Raw genomic sequence first — 18,403 nt, 5'->3', positions numbered from 1 at the left:
AAGTGTCACCTGCGCGGGTCGTCCGCCGTTCAGCGGATCCTTCGGCCACCGCGCCCTCATCCGAGCGCGCGGTAACGACCAGCGGTCTTTGGCTTCTGTAGGAGAGTACGGGAACGGATCGCCGTCAAGCAAATCCGCCCGTACGACGGATCAGCTCGCGTCGAGTTCCTTGAACAGGTCGGCGAGGTCGGCGACGTCCTTGGCCGGCGGGGCCGTGACGTTCACCGGCTTGTTGTAGTCGAGGAAGGTGATGGTCATGTCGAGCGGGCCCTTGTCGCCCTGGCCCTTCATACGGAACTGCTTGGTGCGGCCGTCACCGATCCAGGTGTCCATCGTGAACTTCTCGATGCCCATTTGCTCGTACTGCTTGATGCGCTTCTCGCGGTTCTCGCGGACTTTCGCGTCCTTGCCCTTCAGGGAGGCGCGGAGCTCGGCGAGGGTGAACGTGCCCGAGTAGTGGGTCGTCTCGACGCCCTCGACCTTCTCGGTGCCGACCTTCTTCACGTCCTTGGCGCTCGTGAGGAATGTGGACTCCGCCGCCGGATTCTGCTCGGCCTGGCTCGCGGGCCCCGGCCGGTCCGGCTTCTTGCCGGCGTCGGACCCGGACAGGTCGAACTTCATCCAGGTCTTGCCGTCCATCTCCTTGGCCATCTCGGCTCCCCCACCGAGGTACGCGACCTTGCCGACGAGGCGAAGCTCCACGGCCTCGGTGGCTCCCTGGTCGATCGCCGTCACCTTCATGCTCACGGCGATCGTGGGCTTCAGGCGCATCGACGCCTCGCCCTCGACCTTGCCGGACTCCGGCGACGTGCCGCTCATGCGGTACCGGACGGACGTGATGTCCTCGGTGTTCTTCGCCGCCTTGGCGACGGCGGCCACGGGCGTCATCTCAGGCGACTGCTCGGAACCGCAGCCGACCGCACCGGCGGCGAGAAGCAGAGCGCCCAGCCCGGCGACAGGTACGGATGTCCTCATTGATTCCCCCCAAGGAATACATGCTTGCTCCACAGCAAGGCGGTGAGCCTATCCCAGAGGGGCACAAGTGATCTATGGGAAATCAGGGGAGCTCAGGACGTACCGCCCTTCTTCCGCATCAGGTCCTCGAAGTCCCCGGTGTCGGACAGCGGGGGCCGCTGGGCCCGGACCCGCACGCCGTAGTCGCCGTAGTGCGCGGTCTGGGTCATCCGGCCCGTGGTCATCCGCGCCTTCTCCACCTTCTTGACCAGCAGGTTCCGCTCGTCGATCCAGACGTCGACGGTCTCGCTGGTGACGCCGGCCGAGGTGAGCTGCTTCTTCAGGGCGGCGTCGGTGACGTCCGCGGCGGCCACGGTGCCGGAGTAGTGCGTGGCGGGCCGGCCGCGCACGGACTCCTCGCCGACCTTCCGGACGTCCCCGGAGGCCAGCAGGAGCTTCACGGACTGGTTCGGCGTGGTGGTGCGCATCTGGTCGCCGAGGTGCGCGCCGGAGCCCCCGGCGAGGGCTTCCAGGTCCTCGTAGGCGTACCGGACCCAGTGTCTGCCGCCGGTCTGCTCGGCGAACTTCTCGCCCATGCGCGCGTAGTAGGCGTCGGGCAGGTAGCGCGCCTCCATGGAGGTGCTGCCGAGCCGGCGCATGGTGTCGGCCAGGGTGCCGCCGGTGTACGTGATGGTCAGGGTGCCGGTGATGCCGTCGCCCCAGCCGAGGGTGCCGTCGGCGGTCATGGACATCAGCGAGCCCATGGTCGTCGTGGACTCGACCCGGGCCGACGCGGCCCGCCGGGTGGCGCGCTCGGCGGAGCGCAGGGCTTCCACGGACCTGCCGTGGGCGGCACGGTCGTCCTTGCCCGGGCCGTCCGAGAAGTCCGGGGACGTGCAGGCGGCCACGCCCGTCAGCGCGGTCGCCGCCGCGAGCGCCAGGCTCACGCGGCGTACGGTCCTGCCCTGCATACGTCCCCCGTTCCCATCCGGTTCCCGCACGTTAACCCAGGCCACCGGCGTACGTACCGGAAAGTACGTACCGGAAAAGGGAACGGGCCCCGCACCTGTGAGAGGTGCGGGGCCCGTGACCGGACAGGTGAGCCGTCAGGCTCAGACCGCGGCCGGGTCCTCCTCGACGAGGAGGTTGCGGGTGCGGTTCGGGTCGACCGGAATACCGGGGCCCATCGTGGTGGTGATGGCGGCCTTCTTGATGTAGCGGCCCTTGGCGGCGGACGGCTTCAGACGGAGGATCTCCTCCAGCGCGGCGCCGTAGTTCTCCACCAGCTTGGTGTCGTCGAAGGACGACTTGCCGATGATGAAGTGCAGGTTCGCGTGCTTGTCGACACGGAACTCGATCTTGCCGCCCTTGATCTCGGTGACGGCCTTGGCGACGTCGGGGGTGACGGTGCCGGTCTTCGGGTTCGGCATCAGACCACGCGGACCGAGCACGCGGCCGAGGCGGCCGACCTTGCCCATGAGGTCCGGGGTGGCGACGACGGCGTCGAAGTCCAGACGGCCCTTCGACACCTCGTCGATCAGCTCGTCGGCGCCGACGATGTCGGCGCCCGCGGCACGCGCGGCCTCGGCACGGTCGCCGGTCGCGAAGACCAGGACCCGGGCGGTCTTACCGGTGCCGTGCGGGAGGTTCACGGTGCCACGGACCATCTGGTCGGCCTTGCGCGGGTCGACACCCAGACGGAAGGCGACCTCGACGGTGCCGTCGAACTTGGTCGTGGAGGTCTCCTTGGCGAGACGGACGGCCTCGAGCGGGGCGTAGAGCTTCTCCCGGTCGATCTTGGCGTCCGCAGCGCGAAGGGACTTGCTGCGCTTGCTCACTACTGCTCCTGTGGATTCTTAGGAGTCGTGGTCCGGGCCGAGCAGGCCCTGCCACTTCTGCTGATGGGGTGGGGGCTCAGCCTTCGACCGTGACGCCCATGGAACGGGCGGTGCCGGCGATGATCTTCTCGGCGGCGTCCAGGTTGTTGGCGTTGAGGTCGGGCATCTTGGTGGTGGCGATCTCGCGGACCTGGTCACGCGTGATCTTCGCGACCTTGGTCTTGTGCGGCTCGCCGGAGCCCTTGTCCACGCCCGCGGCCTTGAGGATCATCTTCGCGGCCGGCGGCGTCTTGGTGATGAAGGTGAAGGAACGGTCCTCGTAGACCGTGATCTCCACCGGGATCACCCAGCCACGCTGCGACTCGGTCGCGGCGTTGTAGGCCTTGCAGAACTCCATGATGTTCACGCCGTGCTGACCCAGCGCGGGGCCGACCGGCGGGGCCGGGTTGGCGGCACCGGCCTGGATCTGGAGCTTGATGAGCCCCGTGACCTTCTTCTTCTTGGGAGGCATGTGCTCTCTCCGGGTCCTAGTGAGAGTTTTCCAGCCTCCGAACCGGATCATCCGGATGGAGGCATACCGCACAACGATAACGGGTATCCATGTGCGGCCAAAAACCGAGCAGGTCAGACGGGCCGCGAGGCCTGCCTGACCTGTTCGGAAGTCGGGGTGCTGCTAGTTCTTCTGGATCTGGTCGAAGGAGAGCTCGACCGGCGTCTCGCGGCCGAAGATCTCCACGAGGCCCTTGACCTTCTTCGAGTCCGGGTTGATCTCGTTGATGGTCGCCTGGAGCGTGGCGAACGGGCCGTCGGTGACGGTGACCGAGTCGCCGACCTCGAAGTCCAGCACCTGGACCTCGACCTTGCGCTGCGGAGCGGGCTTGCCCTCGGCCTCGGCGGCCTCGCGGGCGGCCTTCTCCTCGGCCTCGGGGGCGAGCATCTTGACGATCTCGTCCAGCGTCAGCGGGTACGGGTCGTAGGCGTTGCCCACGAAGCCGGTGACACCGGGGGTGTTGCGGACGACGCCCCAGGACTCGTTGGTCAGGTCCATGCGGACGAGGACGTAGCCCGGGAGCTTGTTCTGCTTGATCGTCTTGCGGTCGCCGTTCTTGATCTGGACGACCTCTTCCTGCGGCACCTCGGCCTGGAAGATGTAGTCCTCGACGTTCAGCGAGACGGCGCGCTGCTCCAGGTTGGTCTTCACGCGGTTCTCGTAGCCGGCGTAGGTGTGGATGACGTACCACTCGCCGGGCAGGACCCGCAGTTCCTCGCGGAGCTTCTCGATCGGGTCGCGGTCGTCCTCGGGCTCGTCCTCGGGCTCTTCCTCGAGTTCTTCCGCTTCGTCCGCGGCCTCTTCGTCGACCTCGGTCTCCGCCTCGACGGCGTCGTCCGCGACGGCGTCGGCAGCCTCGACCTCGGCGGAGGCCTCGGTGTCCTCGCTGTCCGCGCCCTCGACGGTGTCGAGCTCGTCCTCGACGGACTCGACAGGCTCGATGGCGTCGTTCACGTTCGGGTCAGACACGGTGGCTGCTTCTTCCTGGATACATAGGGGTGGAACATGCGAAAGGAGCGCCGGGTACCTCGGCGCTCTTCGCTGGTGGATCAGCCGAACACGTACTTGGCGGCGTTGCTGAGCCCATAGTCAATCACGGTGACCAGGCCGATCATGATGACCACGAAGATGATCACCACGGTCGTGTACGTCGTCAGCTGGTTGCGGGTCGGCCAGACGACCTTGCGCAGCTCCGCGACGATCTGGCGGTAGAACAGGGCGAGCCGCTTCAGCGGGCCCTTCTTGCCGCGCTTGCCGCCCTTGCGGGCCTTCCTGGACTCCGGCGCCTCGTCCTGGGCATCAGGCATGTCGATGGAGCCCACGGCGTCCGTCACTCGTCCTCACCTGATTCCGGGTCGTGGCCGTGCCGCGCCCGGTCTGAGCCGCACGGCGGTGCATTGCTGTACGTACATGCGCACACATCCTGGCGAAGGTGTGTGTAGCAGGGCCGGAGGGACTTGAACCCCCAACCGCTGGTTTTGGAGACCAGTGCTCTACCAATTGAGCTACGACCCTTTGTGTGTCCCCCAACGTACCGCATCCGTCCGGATGCTTGGTGTGCACCGAACGGGCGCGGCCTGCTGAAGGCCAACGAGGTGAGAGTGTACGTGGTCCGCGGCCGGTCGTCGAACAGAAAGAGCTCCGGGGAGGCCTCGTTGGCGGAAGATCGCCTGCGGAACGGGGTGCGGACGACCGGGCTCCGGCTGAAGATCGCCCAGGCCGGGCGGTCGATCCGGACTGTTGTTCTGGGGTTTGCCCGACGTTGTTCAGTCTGTGAAACCCCGGTGCCGCCCAGGTTTCCTGTCTGAAACGATGGGGCCCATGAGCCCTGCAACCCCTCCCACCGAGCGCCGGGTCTCCGCCCGAGTCGGCGCGATCTCCGAGTCCGCCACCCTCGCCGTGGACGCCAAGGCCAAGGCCCTCAAGGCCGCCGGGCGGCCGGTGATCGGCTTCGGCGCCGGTGAGCCCGACTTCCCCACCCCGGACTACATCGTCGCGGCCGCGATCGAGGCCTGCAAGAACCCGAAGTTCCACCGCTACACGCCGGCCGGCGGGCTGCCCGAGCTGAAGGCCGCGATCGCCGCGAAGACGCTGCGCGACTCGGGCCTCGAGGTCGACGCGTCGCAGATCCTCGTCACCAACGGCGGCAAGCAGGCCATCTACGAGGCCTTCGCCGCGATCCTCGACCCGGGCGACGAGGTCATCGTGCCCGCGCCGTACTGGACGACGTACCCGGAGTCGATCCGGCTGGCCGGGGGTGTCCCGGTGGAGGTCGTCGCCGACGAGACGACCGGCTACCGGGTGTCCGTCGAGCAGTTGGAGGCGGCCCGCACGGAGAAGACGAAGGTCGTCCTGTTCGTCTCCCCGTCGAACCCGACCGGCGCGGTCTACAGCGAGCAGGAGACCGAGGCGATCGGCCGCTGGGCCGTCGAGCACGGTCTGTGGGTGATGACCGATGAGATCTACGAGCACCTGGTCTACGGCGACGCCGCCGCCGTGTCGCTGCCGGCGGTGCTGCCCGAGCTGCGCGACAAGTGCGTCGTGGTGAACGGTGTCGCGAAGACGTACGCGATGACCGGCTGGCGCGTCGGGTGGATCATCGGCCCGAAGGACGTGATCAAGGCCGCGACGAACCTCCAGTCGCACGCCACGTCGAACGTGTCCAACGTCGCCCAGGCCGCCGCGCTGGCCGCAGTCTCCGGTGACCTGGTCGCCGTGGAGAAGATGCGCGAGGCGTTCGACCGGCGCCGCAAGACCATGGTCCGGATGCTGAACGAGATCGACGGCGTGGTGTGCCCGGAGCCGGAGGGCGCGTTCTACGCGTACCCGTCGGTGAAGGCGCTGGTCGGCAAGGAGATCCGGGGCCGGCGGCCCAAGGACACGGTCGAGCTGGCCGCGCTGATCCTCGAGGAGGCCGAGGTCGCGGTGGTGCCGGGCGAGGCGTTCGGTACGCCCGGGTATCTGCGGCTGTCGTACGCGCTCGGTGACGAGGATCTCGTCGAGGGCGTGAGCCGGATGCAGAAGCTGCTGGCGGAGGCCAAGGACTGACGTCCGCCGCGTCGGCCTCCCGGCCTGGGGCACATACCGAATCCGGTATGTGCCCCATTTGTTTGTGCGAGCAAGACCACGAAAGGGGAAACGGCTTCCGGGACGGCTGGGGCGTACGGCAGGATCCTGGAATGGAGCGTGTACGTGATGTCTCTGAACTGCCGAAAGCCCACCTGCACCTGCACTTCACCGGGTCGATGCGGCCAGCGACCGTGCTGGAACTGGCCGACAAGCACGGGGTGCGCCTGCCCGACGCGCTGACCGAGGCGCTGAGCGGCGGGGAGCCGCCGAGACTGCGGGCGACGGACGAGCGGGGCTGGTTCCGCTTTCAGCGGCTGTACGACGCGGCGCGCTCGTGTCTGCGGGAGCCGGAGGACATCCAGCGGCTGGTGCGGGAAGCCGCGGAGGAGGACGTGCGGGACGGGTCGGGCTGGCTGGAGATCCAGGTCGATCCGACGTCGTACGCGCCGATGCTGGGCGGGTTGATCCCGGCGCTGGAGGTCATCCTGGACGCGGTGGAGACGACGTCGCGGGAGACCGGGCTCGGTATGCGGGTGCTGGTCGCGGCGAACCGGATGAAGCACCCGCTGGACGCGCGCACCCTGGCGCGGCTGGCGGTGCGGTACGCGGACCGGGGGGTCGTCGGGTTCGGGCTGTCGAACGACGAGCGGCGGGGCATGGCCCGGGACTTCGACCGGGCGTTCGGGATCGCGCGGGAGGCCGGGCTGTTGTCGACGCCGCACGGGGGCGAGCTGGCGGGGCCGTCGTCGGTGCGGGACTGTCTGGACGACCTGGGGGCGAACCGGGTGGGGCACGGAGTGCGCGCCGCGGAGGATCCCCGGCTGATGAAGCGGCTGGCCGACCGGCAGGTGACCTGTGAGGTGTGCCCGGCGTCGAACGTGGCGCTGGGGGTGTACGAGAAGCCGGAGGACGTGCCGCTGCGGACGCTGTTCGAGGCGGGGGTGCCGCTGGCGCTGGGCGCGGACGACCCGTTGCTGTTCGGGTCGCGTCTCGCCGCGCAGTACGAGATCGCGCGGCGGCATCACGGGTTCACGGATGCGGAGCTGGCAGAGGTGGCGCGGCAGTCGGTACGGGGGTCGGCGGCGCCGGAGGACGTGAAGGCGAAGCTGCTGGCCGGGGTGGACGACTGGCTGGCGTCGTAGCGCCGGTAGGGGTGCGGACCCACCCGTCCTCGGCCCTCGCGCCGACCGCCCGCGCCCCTACAGGCTCACTCCCACCGTCACCGGCTCGTTGACCAGCGTGATCCCGAAGGCCTCGCGGACACCGGCCACGACCTCGCGGGCCAGGGCGAGCAGGTCCTCCGTGGTCGCGGTGCCCCGGTTGGTGAGGGCCAGGGTGTGCTTCGTGGAGATGCGGGCCGGGCCGTCGCCGTAGCCCTTGGTGAAGCCCGCCTTGTCGATCAGCCAGGCCGCGGACGTCTTGGTGCGGCCCTCCCCCGCGGGGTACGCGGGCGGCTCCACGCCCTCGCCGAGGCGCTCCCGCGCACGCGCGCGGAACGTCGCGAAGTCGGCGTCCGTGAGGATCGGGTTGGTGAAGAAGGACCCGGCCGACCAGGTGTCGTGGTCCTCGGGGTCCAGGACCATGCCCTTGCCGGCGCGCAGCTTCAGCACGGTGTCGCGGGCCGATGCGAGCGGGACGCGGTCGCCGGGGCCGACGCCGAGGGCGCGGGCCGTCTCGGCGTACCTGAGGGGGGCGGAGAGGCCGTCGGCGTCCTCCAGGGAGAAGCGGACGCGCAGGACCACGTAGCGCTCCGGGTCGGACTTGAAGCGGCTGTGGCGGTAGGAGAAGGCGCAGTCCTCGTTGGCCAGGGTGACCGTCTCGCCGGTCCGGCGGTCGTAGGCGACGACCTCGGTGATCGTCGAGGAGACCTCCTGGCCGTACGCCCCGACGTTCTGGATGGGGGTCGCGCCCGCCGAGCCGGGGATGCCGGCCAGGCACTCGATGCCGGCCAGGCCCGCCTCGACCGTGCGGGCGACGGCGTCGGTCCACACCTCGCCGGCGGCCAGCTCCAGTCTCGTGCCGTCGAGGGAGTAGCCCTTGGTGGCGATGACGAGGGCGGTGCCCTCGAAGCCCTTGTCGCCGATGACCAGGTTCGAGCCGCCGCCGATGAGCAACAGCGGGGTGCCCGCCTCGTCGGCTTCCCGTACGACGGCGATCACCTCGTCGTCCGTCGTCGCGGTGACCAGCCGGGTCGCGGGGCCGCCCAGCCGGAAGGTGGTCAGCGGGGCGAGGGGGGCGTCGTGGAGTTCCTGCACGGGCTCAAGAGTACGAGACGGCATGACAGGGTCTGCGTACGAGTAAGGGGCGCCCCGCAATGGAGAGCGCCCCTTACCTCCGGCACCGCGGTCTCAGGCCAGCCGCACGACCGCACGCGACATGCCCAGCACCTTCTGCCCGGCGCTCGTGGCCGTGAGGTCGACGCGGACCGTGTTGTCGTCGAGCTTGGCCGCGACCTTGCCGCCGACCTCGATCACGGCGCCCTCATCGTCGTTCGGGACGACGACCGGCTTGGTGAAGCGGACGCCGTACTCGACGACCGAGCCCGGGTCGCCGGCCCAGTCGGTGACCACGCGGATCGCCTCGGCCATGGTGAACATGCCGTGCGCGATGACGTCGGGCAAGCCGACTTCCTTGGCGAACTTCTCGTTCCAGTGGATCGGGTTGAAGTCGCCGGAGGCGCCCGCGTACTGGACGAGGGTCGCGCGGGTCACGGTGAAGGTCTGCGCGGGCAGTTCCGTGCCGACCTCGACGTCGGAGTAGGAGATCTTCGCCGTCATGAGATCGCTCACGCCTCCTCGGCCGCGCGGGCCACGAGCTTGGTCCAGGCGGTCACGACGTGCTCGCCGGCCTCGTCGTGGACCTCGCCGCGGATGTCCAGGATGTCGTTGCCCGCGAGGGACTTGATCGCCTCGATGGTGGAGGTGACCGTGAGCCGGTCGCCGACGCGGACCGGGCGGCGGTAGGCGAACTTCTGGTCGCCGTGCACCACGCGGCTGTAGTCCAGGCCGAGCTGGGGGTCCTGGACGACCTGTCCGGCGGCCTTGAAGGTGATCGAGAAGACGAAGGTCGGCGGCGCGATCACGTCGGGGTGGCCGAGCGCCTTGGCGGCGTCCGCGTCCGTGTACGCCGGGTTGGCGTCCCCGACCGCCTCGGCGAACTCACGGATCTTCTCCCGGCCCACCTCGTAGGGCTCGGTGGGCGGGTACGTCCGCCCCACGAAGGACTGGTCGAGAGCCATGGCCCGGCACCTCCTGGTTGCACTACTGAACGATAGGGGTCATTCAACGACGCGAGGCCGCCCCCGATCACTCGGGAACGGCCTCGCGTACGAGCCTGATTTATCGCGTTTCGCGGTGCGCGGTGTGCGCGTTGCAACGCGGGCAGTGCTTCTTCATCTCAAGACGGTCCGGGTTGTTACGCCGGTTCTTCTTGGTGATGTAGTTCCGCTCCTTGCACTCCACGCAGGCCAGCGTGATCTTCGGGCGGACGTCGGTGGCAGCCACGTGAGTGCTCCTAAGACGAACGGATGGACTGTTTAACGCAAGAAGAGTAGCCGATCGAAGGACCGACCCCGCAATCGGCTACTTAGAGTAGCGGTGACCGGACTTGAACCGGTGACACAGCGATTATGAGCCGCTTGCTCTACCGACTGAGCTACACCGCTTTGATGTGGTCGGGACCCGCCTCGCGACGGGAACCGTTCACACCAGAGCCCCAAAACGGAATCGAACCGTTGACCTTCTCCTTACCATGGAGACGCTCTGCCGACTGAGCTATTGGGGCGAGCGATGAAGACATTACACGCTCCGCCGCCGTTCGCCCAAATCCGTTTCGGGTACCCGCCCCGGACGTGTGCACCGTCCTCCCGAAGCCTCGTGCGTGCCTCTCGTCCCGCACGGCGGGCCACGCCGGTACGACTATTTCGCTCCTCCCCGCGACGGGCGGGAGGCCGTCCTAGGCTCGACTCACTCTGAGTGATCATGCGTCCTCGCGTGCGCAGCCGAGCCCCAGGAGCGCGATGCCCGACAGCCAGCCGCAGCCACCGCCACCCCCGTCGTCCTCGCCGGATCCGGCCGACCCGTCGTCGCTGCTGCTGTGCGGGGCGCGGCTCACCGACGGCCGGACCGTGGACGTACGGCTGGGCGGCGGGCGTATCGAGGCGGTCGGCACGGCCGGCAGCCTGGCGGCGGGCGGCACGCGCGCGTGCGGGGCGCGAGTGGATCTCGGCGGCTATCTGCTGCTGCCGGCCCCGGCCGAGCCGCACGCCCATGCCGACACGGCGCTGTCGGCCGATGCCGAGGGCCCGGTCTCGTACGAGCCCCAGGACGTCCAGCGCCGGGCGACCGAGGCCGCGCTGCTCCAGCTCGGGCACGGGGCGACGGCGGTGCGGGCCCATGTGCGCGTGGGCGACGTCCAGGGGCTGGCCGCGCTGGCGGCCGTGTTGCAGGCGCGGCGGGCGCTGCGGGGACTTGCCGAGCTGACGACGGTGGCGATGCCCCGGGTGCTGACCGGGATGGCCGGGGCGGACGGGCTGGCGGTGCTGCGGGACGCGGTGAAGATGGGCGCCTCGGTGGTGGGCGGCCGGCCGGATCTCGACCCGGATCCGACGGGCTACGTGGAGGCGGTCCTGGAGGTGGCCTCCGAGCACGGCTGTCCCGTCGACCTGCACACGGACGCCGGGGATCCGGCGCGGCTGGCCCGGCTCGCGGCGATGGCGGGCGGGCTGCGGTCCGGGGTGACCCTCAGCCCGTGCGGCGATCTTGGGCGGCTGCCCTCCGAGGTGGCCTCGCGCACCGCTGACCAACTCGCGGCGGCCGGGGTGGCGGTGGTGTGCCTGCCGCAGGGCGGCTGCGGAGGCGTGGACCGGCGGGGGGCGGCTCCGGTGCGGCTGCTGCGCGCGGCGGGGGTGCGGGTGGCCGCCGGGAGCGGAGCGCTGCGGGACGTGTCGAACCCCGTGGGGCGCGGCGACCCGCTGGAGGCGGCGTTCCTGCTGGCCTCGCGCTACGGACTGTCGCCCGAGGAGGCGTACGACACGGTGAGCGGGTCGGCGCGGGCGGTGCTGGGGCTGCCGGAGGTGCGGGTGGAGGCGGGTTTCCCGGCCGAGCTGCTCGCGGTGCGCGGGGACCGGCTGGCGGGGGTGCTCTCGCTGGCGTACAGCCGGGTGGTGGTGCACCAGGGGCGCGTGGTGGCGCGGACCAGCGCGGTGCGGGAGTTCTGCAGTTCGGCGGCTTCGGTGGAGCTGGGGCTGCCTCGGCAGGGGCGGGGGCAGTTGTCGTAGAGCCCTGCGTGGGCGCCGGGGTGGGACTCAAGTCATGCGGCGGACGGTGCTGTCCGGGCGTACGGTCGAAGGCATGCGTACTGTCATCGCTGGTGGTCATGGTCAGATCGCGCTGCGGCTCGAGCGGCTGCTCGCCGCGCGCGGGGACGAGGTCGCGGGGATCATCCGCAAGGCCGAACAAGCCGACGATCTGCGGGAGGCCGGTGCCGAACCGGTCGTGCTCGACCTGGAGTCGGCGTCCGTGGAGGAGGTCGCGGAGCGGCTCAGGGGTGCCGACGCGGCGGTGTTCGCGGCGGGCGCGGGCCCGGGCAGCGGGGCGGCCCGCAAGGACACCGTGGACAAGGCCGCGGCGGTCCTCTTCGCGGACGCGGCGGTGCGGGCGGGCGTACGGCGCTTCGTGATCGTGTCGTCCATGGGCGCCGACCCGCGGCACCAGGGCGACGAGATCTTCGACGTGTACCTGCGTGCCAAGGGCGAGGCGGACGCGTACGTGAGCGGCCTGGACGCCCTGGACTGGACGATTCTGCGCCCCGGTCAGCTCACCGACGACGCCGGCACCGGCCTCGTCCGCCTGGAGGCGCGCACGGGTCGTGGCCCGATTCCGCGCGACGACGTCGCCGCCGTGCTGGCGGAGCTGGTGGACACCCCCGCGACGGCCGGCCTCACGCTGGAGCTGATCAGCGGGCCGGCTCCGGTGTCCGTGGCGGTGAAGTCGGTGGCGGGGAACTGACGACGCCGGGGAACCGTTCCTAGAACAAGGGCAGTTGGCCCGGGAAGTCGGGGAGCGCGTAGCCGTCCAGAGAGGGCTGTTCCGGGCCGAGCCGCGCCTGGCGGCGGGAGCCCGGGCATGAGGTGAGCTCGCCGTGTTCCCGGGCGCCGGGCGGGTCGTGACGCGCGTACCGCCCGGCGACGACGGCGATCTCTCGACGACACTCGGGGCAGATTCTGCGGCGGGAGGACATGGGGCCAGTGTGCCGCGCTTGCGGCTTCCACACCGCGCAGCCGCAGTTCACCGGCCGGCATCATCCCGGTCGGTCCCCCGCCGGCCACGATCACGTCCACCACCGCAGCCCCGGTTTCCCGGATTTCGACTTCGACCATTTCCTCCCTGCCTTTTCCCCGTTTTCATTTCTCCTTTCTTGTTCTCTGCGACCTGTCTGTCTTTTGGGTATGAGCGGGTGTTCCCGTCGCATCGGCACACCAGGTCCCAGATGATCGTTCCCATGGGATCTCGTGTGTACGAGGTGGAACTTCCACCTCTCTTCTGCCCTCTGGAATCCGCCGTTCATCCGCGGGTCCGGCAGGTCGATAAACGCGCCGTGGAGTGGATCGGCAGCAGCGGTATGTGCGCCTCCGAAGAGGAAAAGGCCTGGGTCGTCGCCACGCACAGCACCGATTTCTACGGCCGGTTCGCCCCAGTCGCGGACGACGACCGGCTGCTGGCGACGGCCCTGTGGGTGTACTGGGGTGCCGGATTCGACGACGCACGCTGCGACCAAGGGCCGCTCAGCAACCGCCCGGCGCAGTTCAACGCACTGGCCTGTCAGGTGCAGCGGGCGTGCGAGACCGGCACGGCGATCGGGGAGGACCGGTACATCGGTGCTCTCCAGGACATCATGCGCCGCTTCCGGTCACTCGCCACGCCCACGCAGGTGAGCCGGTTCACGCACGCGCACCGCACCTGGCTGTCGGGCGTGGCCTGGCAGATCGGCAACCAGGCGCTGGGCCGGATGCCCGGCCTGGACGACTTCCTGACGATGCGGCTGCTGTCGGCGGGCGGGGAGCCGACCCTCGCGATGCTGGAGATCGCGACCGGCGCCGAAGTACCCGCCCGTGACCTGCACCGGCCGGCGGTACGCGCGCTGACGGAGATGGCCATGCTGGTGGCCTCCCTCGACAACGACCGGCACTCGCTGCACAAGGAACTGGCCCGGGACCAGGCCGACCAGAACATCTACACGGTCCTGATGCACGAGCGGGGCCTCCCTCTGGAGGAGGCGGTGAAGGCCGCGAGCGGGCTGCGGGACCGCGTGCTGCTGCGGTTCCTTGAACTGCACGACCGTGTCCGCCCTACGGCCGGCCTGGAACTCGCCACCTACCTCCAGGGGCTGCGGTACGGCATCCGCGGCAACAACGAATGGGGGATGCGCGTGCCCCGCTACCTCAGTCTCGGCCACTGGCCCGACGCTATGGAGGACACGGCGCTGACCTGGTCCGAGGAACCGTCCGACACCCGTCCGGGCCCGCTGGAGGGCGCTCCCGGCATCGCCTGGTGGTGGGACGAGGAGCTGGGCTGAGCCCCGTCTCGCGTGTCAGTGGCCCGTGGCCAGGTCCAGCGTCCACCAGGGTCCTCCCGAGCCGCCGGCCACACCGGCCCCGGCGTGCGTGTAACGGCAGGTGAGGACGATGGCCCGGTGCGGGGCGCTGTCCATCCATGTACGGACGGCGGCCTCCGGCGTGCCCGCGCCGGCGGCGATGACCTCGGCGCTGTGGCGGGGGTGGTAGCCGGCGGTCCGCATCCGGTCGGCCGGGCTGCTGCCGTCGGATCCGGTGTGGCTGAGGCGCTGTCCGCGGGCCATGTCGGCGCTGTGCCGCTGGGCCGCCCGGTTGAGGGCCGACCGCAGCCGCCCGGGACCGCAGCCGGCCTGGGCGCGGTGGCGGTTGACGACGGCGACCACCTCGGCCGCCGGGCCGCCGCGGGACCGGCCCTGACGGGAGTACGTGGTGCCGCCCTCGGACGCCTGGAAGGACCCGGGCGCCGGCACGGGCCACAGGGGCGCGGCGTAGTGCGGCGGCGGCGCCGGTACGGGCGGACCGCCCCCCGCGATGAGGGCGATTCCCAGAGCAAGAGCGGCCCTGCGCATCCCGGTCATCTTTTCCTCTGCATTTCTCTGCGGTCTCTCTGCGGTCTCTCTACGATCTGTGAATTGCCGTGCACACCGTACCGATATTTATTTCCGCTGTTGCGCTCAGCCGTTCGTTCGGGGGAACACGGCATTTCCCGCGCCGTTTCCGATCACCTTGGTGACTAGGGTGGGATGCGCTCGTTCACTCTTCTCTGCGCTTCCATTCCTTTCCCTTCCGGAGGTTTTTCATGTCGCTGCGGGTTCGCCGCATCGCTGTCCTGTCACTGGCCGCGCTGGCTTTCACCGCGGGCGGGACCGTGGTGGCCGCCGCCTCGGCACAGCCGGCGGCCACCACCGTCGTCAACCCCGGCCCCGAAGGATTCGGCGGCGGCCACCACGACAGGCCCCTGCACTTCGGGCCGTTCGAATTCCCCCGCTACGGCTCCGTCTCGGGCGGCTTCTCCTGGGGTGTGCGGGGCTGACGGCAGGTGATCGCACCGAGGGCCGTCCCCGGGCCGGGGCGGCCCTCAGTCATGTCCCGGTGCTCAGCCACGTGCCGGTCCTCTGCCATGTGCCGGTCCTCAGCCACGTGCCGGTCCTCAGCCACGTGCCGGTCCTCAGCCACGTGCCGGTCCTCAGCCACGTGCGGGGCCTCAGCCACGTGCGGGGCCTGCCTGCTGTTCAGCGCTTGAGCGTGGTCGCGCTGACGACGAGGACCAGGACCACGCACGCCAGGATGAGCAGCGCGTCGCGGACGAACAGTCCGGTGATGCCGGTGTGCGTGGCGGCCTCGCCGGCGGCCTGGACGGCGTACGTCATCGGCATGACCTTGGCGATGGCCGACAGGGCGCCGTGCAGCTCGTCGCGTGGCACGAACAGGCCGCACACCAGGAACTGCGGCAGCACCCCGGCGGGCAGGAACTGCACCGCCTGGAACTCGTTGCGCTCGAAGGCGCTCACCAGCAACCCCAGCGCCAGCCCAGCAGGGCTCCGTGCATGGCGATGACCATCAGCAGATACGCGGGGCCCTTGATGTCCAGGCCGAGCGGGCCGATGGACAGCAGGGTGGAGAGCACCGCCTGCAACAGGGCCAGGAAGGCGAAGGCGAGGCTGTAGCCGAGCACGATGTCCAGCCGCTGCACGGGCATCGTCAGCAGTCTCTCGGCGGTTCCGGTGGTGCGTTCCCGCAGCGTCGACACGGACGCCACCAGGTACATCACGATGACCGGGAAGATGCCGAAGACCTGGGGTCCGACCCGCTCGAAGGTGGCCTCGGAGTCATGGAACATCAGCTTCAGCAGCACCATGAGCATGCACGGGATGGCCAGCAGCAGTGCGGTACTGCCCTTGTCCCGGGAGATCTGCTGGAGCACCCGGACCGCGGTCGCGCCCGCGATGGTGGGCGAGAACGGCAGCCGCTCGGCCACGCGGACGCCGCTCACCGCACGGTGTCCGCGGCGAAGTAGGCCCGTTCCGCCTCGGGGGCGCCGGCCTGGTCGAGGAGGCCCGGCAGAGCGGGCAGCAGGCTCTGCTCCGCCGCCCGCCGTCGCGCGCGTTCCTCGGCGTCGGACGCGGCCTGCACCAGATGCATGAACGCCTCTTCCACGTCGTCGCAGCCGGTGTGTTCCAGCAGCGTGTCCCGGTCGGCTCCGGCCAGCAGCCGTCCGGACCGCATCAGCAGCAGCCGGTCGCAGCGGTCGGCCTCGTCCATCACATGGCTGGACACCAGCAGGGTCGTGCCTTCCTCGGCCAGCCGCTGGAACACCAGCCACAACTCCCGGCGCACCATGAGATCCAGGCCGACGGTCGGCTCGTCCATCACGAGCAGGTCGGGCTTGTTCAGCAGCGCGACCGCCAGCGACACCCGCGAGTACTGGCCGCCCGACAGACGGGCGACCAGTTTGTCGGCGTAGGAGGCCAGATCGACCTCCTTCACCACCCGGACCACCGCGTCCTCCCGGTGCCAGCCCCGCATACCGAGGGCGGCGGCGAAGTAGCGCAGGTTCTCCAGCACCGTCAGGTCCGCGTAGACCGACGGCGCCTGGGTGACGTAGCCGACCCGCGTCCTCAGCTGCGGGGCGCCGGCCGCGTAACCGAGGACCTGGACGTGGCCCGCCGTGGTCTGCTGCACGCCGACCACGGACCGCAGCAGCGTCGTCTTCCCGCAGCCGCTCGGCCCGAGCAGGCCCACGATGCAGCCCCGGGGCACGGTGAAGCTGACGTCCTGAAGGACGGTGTGGCGGCCTCGGACCACCCGCAGCCCGTAGGCGGCCACGGCGGGAAGGTCACCCGGCAGCGCTGTGCTCGTCTCGGTCTGCTGCACGGCTCCACTGTGTTTCGTCACGATCGTTCCGCTCCGAGCGGCCGGGGTGAGGCCGGGGCTACGGCGGTTGGTTCACGGCTGTGGATGGTGAGGGCTCCGGGCCGCCGCACAGACAACGGCCCACCCCAGCCGAAGTCAGGCCGCGGACGTCCCACTCCCCCGTCTGCGCGAGGTGGCGCCCGCGTTGCCTCCGGACAGGGCGACTCACGTGGATCGGGGATCAGGTTTCGCGGTGGGTCATCGCCCAGGCGATGTCGTGGAGTTGCCGGTAGACGTCGGGGGTGGGCTGCGCCCACGACAGGGCCCGCAGCGCGGCCGACACCCGGCGGCGCGCCTCCTGCTCGGCGGCCTGGCGGCCACCGGCCTCCTCGACCAGTTCACGCGCCAGGGCGACATCCTGCTCGTCCAGGGGGTGCGTGGCGGCGTACAGCTCGCGGAGCCGCTCGGCCGCCGCACCCTCACCGCTCAGGGCCGCCACGACGGGCAGCGACTTCTTCCGCGCCGCGAGGTCGGCCCCCACCGGCTTGCCGCTGCGTGCGGTGCGGCCCCAGATGCCCAGGACGTCGTCGGCGCACTGGAAGGCCACGCCCAGTCGACGGCCGAACTCCCGCAGCCCGCGGACCCGTTCGCTGTCCGCCCCGGCCAGAACGCCGCCCAGGGCGCACGAACACCCCATCAGCGACCCCCTTTTGCCCTCGGCCATGGCGAGGTACTGGGCCACCGACACCTCCGGCGCCTTCTCGAACGCCACATCGCGGGCTCTGTCCCTCGACCAGCTCCCACAGGGACGTGACCAGCTCCTTCACCGCTTCGGCGGCACGCCTGTGGGGAACATCCGCCAGCACCCGCAGCGCCGACACCTAGGGCGTCGCCGGTCAGAACCGCCGCCGGGGTGCCGAACACCGACCAGGCGGCCGGCCGGTGCCGGCGCAGTGCGTCGCCGTCGATGACGTCGTCGTGCAGCAGGGTGAAGTCGTGCACCAACTCCACGGCGACCGCGCCCGGTACGGCGAGTTCAGCACTGCCCCCGACCGCCGCGGCGGACAGCAGCACCAGGGCCGGGCGCACCGACTTGCCCCTCCGGGACACCGGCGCCATCGGCGTGCCGTCTGCCTCGCACCAGCCGCGGTGGTAACCGGCCACCCGGCTCTCGTCCGTCGGCAGCGCCGCGACGGCCGACCGGAGGGCGAGATTCAGCAGGTCGTCAACCCAGCCCAGACGAGGAAACGTGCCGACCGGGGCCGGGTCGTGATCTGCGCCATGTACTGCTCCTCAAGACCGCGAACGGGGACCTCGTTCGGCATCGCCGCCTGGTCACGTACCGGCCTCAGTCAAGCGCCGGTCCCACGCCCTGGCGAAGCGGTGGCACACCGCCCACAGAAAGATCACTTGGCCGGACCAGCCCTACTACGGTGCACCTAGCCGACAATCCGGCCATGCCATCGGCGAGTTGGCGTACAGGGTGCTACAGCCGAGGTCAGACGACTGGACGAGCGTGGCGGTGCAGGCTGATGCCGCTGCCGTCGTCAACCTCCGACTGACGCC

23 protein-coding genes, 3 tRNA genes and 1 pseudogene are annotated in these 18,403 nt (G+C 70.2%); 6 read left to right on the top strand and 21 right to left on the bottom strand.

Translation table 11 applies throughout. The features are described 5' to 3' along the window. Positions 1 to 150: 150 nt before the first annotated feature. The 7 genes from QC385_RS08165 to QC385_RS08135 all read right to left on the bottom strand — a co-directional run bounded on the left by QC385_RS08165 (position 151) and on the right by QC385_RS08135 (position 4,857). Positions 151 to 975 (bottom strand): DUF1396 domain-containing protein, encoded by an 825-nt coding sequence (locus QC385_RS08165; protein WP_279540597.1) that lies wholly within the window; start codon positions 973 to 975, stop codon positions 151 to 153. 92 nt (positions 976 to 1,067) lie between these two features. Continuing rightward, complete coding sequence (locus QC385_RS08160) at positions 1,068 to 1,925, bottom strand: hypothetical protein (RefSeq protein ID WP_279540596.1); 858 nt, start codon at positions 1,923 to 1,925, stop codon at positions 1,068 to 1,070. Between the two features lie 141 nt (positions 1,926 to 2,066). Beyond that, positions 2,067 to 2,792, bottom strand: a complete 726-nt coding sequence (gene rplA, locus QC385_RS08155; RefSeq protein ID WP_010036794.1) for a 50S ribosomal protein L1 — start codon at positions 2,790 to 2,792, stop codon at positions 2,067 to 2,069. A gap of 76 nt (positions 2,793 to 2,868) precedes the next feature. Beyond that, positions 2,869 to 3,303, bottom strand: a complete 435-nt coding sequence (gene rplK / locus QC385_RS08150) for a 50S ribosomal protein L11 (RefSeq protein ID WP_086842667.1) — start codon at positions 3,301 to 3,303, stop codon at positions 2,869 to 2,871. A gap of 162 nt (positions 3,304 to 3,465) precedes the next feature. Beyond that, positions 3,466 to 4,311: a transcription termination/antitermination protein NusG gene (gene nusG, locus QC385_RS08145; protein ID WP_279540595.1), complete on the bottom strand. Its 846-nt coding sequence runs from the start codon at positions 4,309 to 4,311 to the stop codon at positions 3,466 to 3,468. An 80-nt stretch (positions 4,312 to 4,391) separates the two neighbouring features. Next, positions 4,392 to 4,676, bottom strand: coding sequence for a preprotein translocase subunit SecE (gene secE / locus QC385_RS08140; RefSeq protein WP_150482511.1), 285 nt, complete (start codon positions 4,674 to 4,676; stop codon positions 4,392 to 4,394). A gap of 108 nt (positions 4,677 to 4,784) precedes the next feature. Then, positions 4,785 to 4,857 (bottom strand) — tRNA-Trp (locus QC385_RS08135). A gap of 306 nt (positions 4,858 to 5,163) precedes the next feature. On the opposite strand from QC385_RS08135, the gene QC385_RS08130 reads away from it, so the two are divergent. Together QC385_RS08130 and QC385_RS08125 are read left to right on the top strand one after the other, a co-directional pair. Then, positions 5,164 to 6,390, top strand: coding sequence for a pyridoxal phosphate-dependent aminotransferase (locus QC385_RS08130; protein ID WP_279540594.1), 1,227 nt, complete (start codon positions 5,164 to 5,166; stop codon positions 6,388 to 6,390). A gap of 131 nt (positions 6,391 to 6,521) precedes the next feature. Next, positions 6,522 to 7,553 (top strand): adenosine deaminase, encoded by a 1,032-nt coding sequence (locus tag QC385_RS08125; protein WP_279540593.1) that lies wholly within the window; start codon positions 6,522 to 6,524, stop codon positions 7,551 to 7,553. Positions 7,554 to 7,610: 57 nt separating this feature from the next. Here the strand turns inward: QC385_RS08125 and QC385_RS08120 are convergent, their stop codons facing one another. From QC385_RS08120 to QC385_RS08095, 6 genes are all read right to left on the bottom strand, one after another. Further along, positions 7,611 to 8,666: a UDP-N-acetylmuramate dehydrogenase gene (locus QC385_RS08120; protein ID WP_279540592.1), complete on the bottom strand. Its 1,056-nt coding sequence runs from the start codon at positions 8,664 to 8,666 to the stop codon at positions 7,611 to 7,613. A gap of 93 nt (positions 8,667 to 8,759) precedes the next feature. Continuing rightward, positions 8,760 to 9,188 carry a MaoC family dehydratase gene (locus tag QC385_RS08115; protein ID WP_279540801.1) on the bottom strand — a complete coding sequence of 143 codons (429 nt, stop codon included), beginning with the start codon at positions 9,186 to 9,188 and terminating at the stop codon, positions 8,760 to 8,762. 8 nt (positions 9,189 to 9,196) lie between these two features. Further along, positions 9,197 to 9,649, bottom strand: coding sequence for a MaoC family dehydratase N-terminal domain-containing protein (locus QC385_RS08110; RefSeq protein WP_279540591.1), 453 nt, complete (start codon positions 9,647 to 9,649; stop codon positions 9,197 to 9,199). Positions 9,650 to 9,749: 100 nt separating this feature from the next. Beyond that, the gene (gene rpmG, locus QC385_RS08105; RefSeq protein ID WP_003948671.1) at positions 9,750 to 9,914 is read right to left on the bottom strand and encodes a 50S ribosomal protein L33; all 165 of its coding nucleotides are present in this window, start codon (positions 9,912 to 9,914) and stop codon (positions 9,750 to 9,752) included. An 88-nt stretch (positions 9,915 to 10,002) separates the two neighbouring features. Continuing rightward, positions 10,003 to 10,075, bottom strand: a tRNA-Met gene (locus QC385_RS08100). A 46-nt stretch (positions 10,076 to 10,121) separates the two neighbouring features. Then, positions 10,122 to 10,194, bottom strand: a tRNA-Thr gene (locus tag QC385_RS08095). Between the two features lie 235 nt (positions 10,195 to 10,429). Between QC385_RS08095 and QC385_RS08090 the strand changes: the two genes are divergently transcribed. Next, positions 10,430 to 11,689, top strand: a complete 1,260-nt coding sequence (locus tag QC385_RS08090) for an amidohydrolase family protein (RefSeq protein ID WP_279540590.1) — start codon at positions 10,430 to 10,432, stop codon at positions 11,687 to 11,689. A gap of 73 nt (positions 11,690 to 11,762) precedes the next feature. Further along, positions 11,763 to 12,419 (top strand): NAD(P)H-binding protein, encoded by a 657-nt coding sequence (locus QC385_RS08085; protein WP_279540589.1) that lies wholly within the window; start codon positions 11,763 to 11,765, stop codon positions 12,417 to 12,419. Positions 12,420 to 12,438: 19 nt separating this feature from the next. Here QC385_RS08085 and QC385_RS08080 read toward each other — a convergent pair whose 3' ends face one another. Beyond that, a complete protein-coding gene (locus tag QC385_RS08080) occupies positions 12,439 to 12,651 on the bottom strand; it encodes a hypothetical protein (RefSeq protein WP_279540588.1) in 213 nt (70 codons plus the stop codon). A gap of 28 nt (positions 12,652 to 12,679) precedes the next feature. After that, a pseudogene (locus QC385_RS43975) lies at positions 12,680 to 12,754 on the bottom strand (FAD-dependent monooxygenase); the annotation flags it as partial. 158 nt (positions 12,755 to 12,912) lie between these two features. Here QC385_RS43975 and QC385_RS08075 point away from each other — a divergent pair. Then, on the top strand, positions 12,913 to 13,986 hold the full coding sequence (locus tag QC385_RS08075) for a terpene synthase family protein (RefSeq protein ID WP_279540587.1): 1,074 nt from the start codon (positions 12,913 to 12,915) through the stop codon (positions 13,984 to 13,986). 15 nt (positions 13,987 to 14,001) lie between these two features. Here the strand turns inward: QC385_RS08075 and QC385_RS08070 are convergent, their stop codons facing one another. Beyond that, on the bottom strand, positions 14,002 to 14,562 hold the full coding sequence (locus QC385_RS08070) for a CAP domain-containing protein (protein ID WP_279540586.1): 561 nt from the start codon (positions 14,560 to 14,562) through the stop codon (positions 14,002 to 14,004). Between the two features lie 221 nt (positions 14,563 to 14,783). Between QC385_RS08070 and QC385_RS08065 the strand changes: the two genes are divergently transcribed. Beyond that, positions 14,784 to 15,017 carry a hypothetical protein gene (locus QC385_RS08065; protein ID WP_279540585.1) on the top strand — a complete coding sequence of 78 codons (234 nt, stop codon included), beginning with the start codon at positions 14,784 to 14,786 and terminating at the stop codon, positions 15,015 to 15,017. A gap of 199 nt (positions 15,018 to 15,216) precedes the next feature. On the opposite strand, the gene QC385_RS43970 is transcribed toward QC385_RS08065, so the two are convergent. From QC385_RS43970 to QC385_RS44195, 5 genes are all read right to left on the bottom strand, one after another. Next, complete coding sequence (locus QC385_RS43970; RefSeq protein ID WP_336621278.1) at positions 15,217 to 15,495, bottom strand: ABC transporter permease; 279 nt, start codon at positions 15,493 to 15,495, stop codon at positions 15,217 to 15,219. Then, positions 15,492 to 15,977, bottom strand: coding sequence for an ABC transporter permease (locus tag QC385_RS43965; protein WP_336621277.1), 486 nt, complete (start codon positions 15,975 to 15,977; stop codon positions 15,492 to 15,494). The genes QC385_RS43970 and QC385_RS43965 overlap by 4 nt, the downstream gene beginning before the upstream one ends. After that, complete coding sequence (locus QC385_RS08055; protein ID WP_279540584.1) at positions 15,974 to 16,858, bottom strand: ABC transporter ATP-binding protein; 885 nt, start codon at positions 16,856 to 16,858, stop codon at positions 15,974 to 15,976. Before QC385_RS08055 ends, QC385_RS43965 begins: the two co-directional genes overlap by 4 nt. Positions 16,859 to 17,078: 220 nt before the next feature. After that, positions 17,079 to 17,609, bottom strand: coding sequence for a polyprenyl synthetase family protein (locus QC385_RS44200; protein ID WP_443032857.1), 531 nt, complete (start codon positions 17,607 to 17,609; stop codon positions 17,079 to 17,081). Then, positions 17,534 to 17,956 carry a polyprenyl synthetase family protein gene (locus tag QC385_RS44195; protein WP_443032868.1) on the bottom strand — a complete coding sequence of 141 codons (423 nt, stop codon included), beginning with the start codon at positions 17,954 to 17,956 and terminating at the stop codon, positions 17,534 to 17,536. Before QC385_RS44195 ends, QC385_RS44200 begins: the two co-directional genes overlap by 76 nt. Between the last annotated feature and the right edge of the window lie 447 nt (positions 17,957 to 18,403).

Origin of the sequence: Streptomyces sp. DH10, assembly GCF_029813805.1 — a bacterium.
Lineage (GTDB): Bacteria > Actinomycetota > Actinomycetes > Streptomycetales > Streptomycetaceae > Streptomyces > Streptomyces coeruleofuscus.
This window is presented reverse-complemented; position numbering and strand designations above follow the sequence as displayed.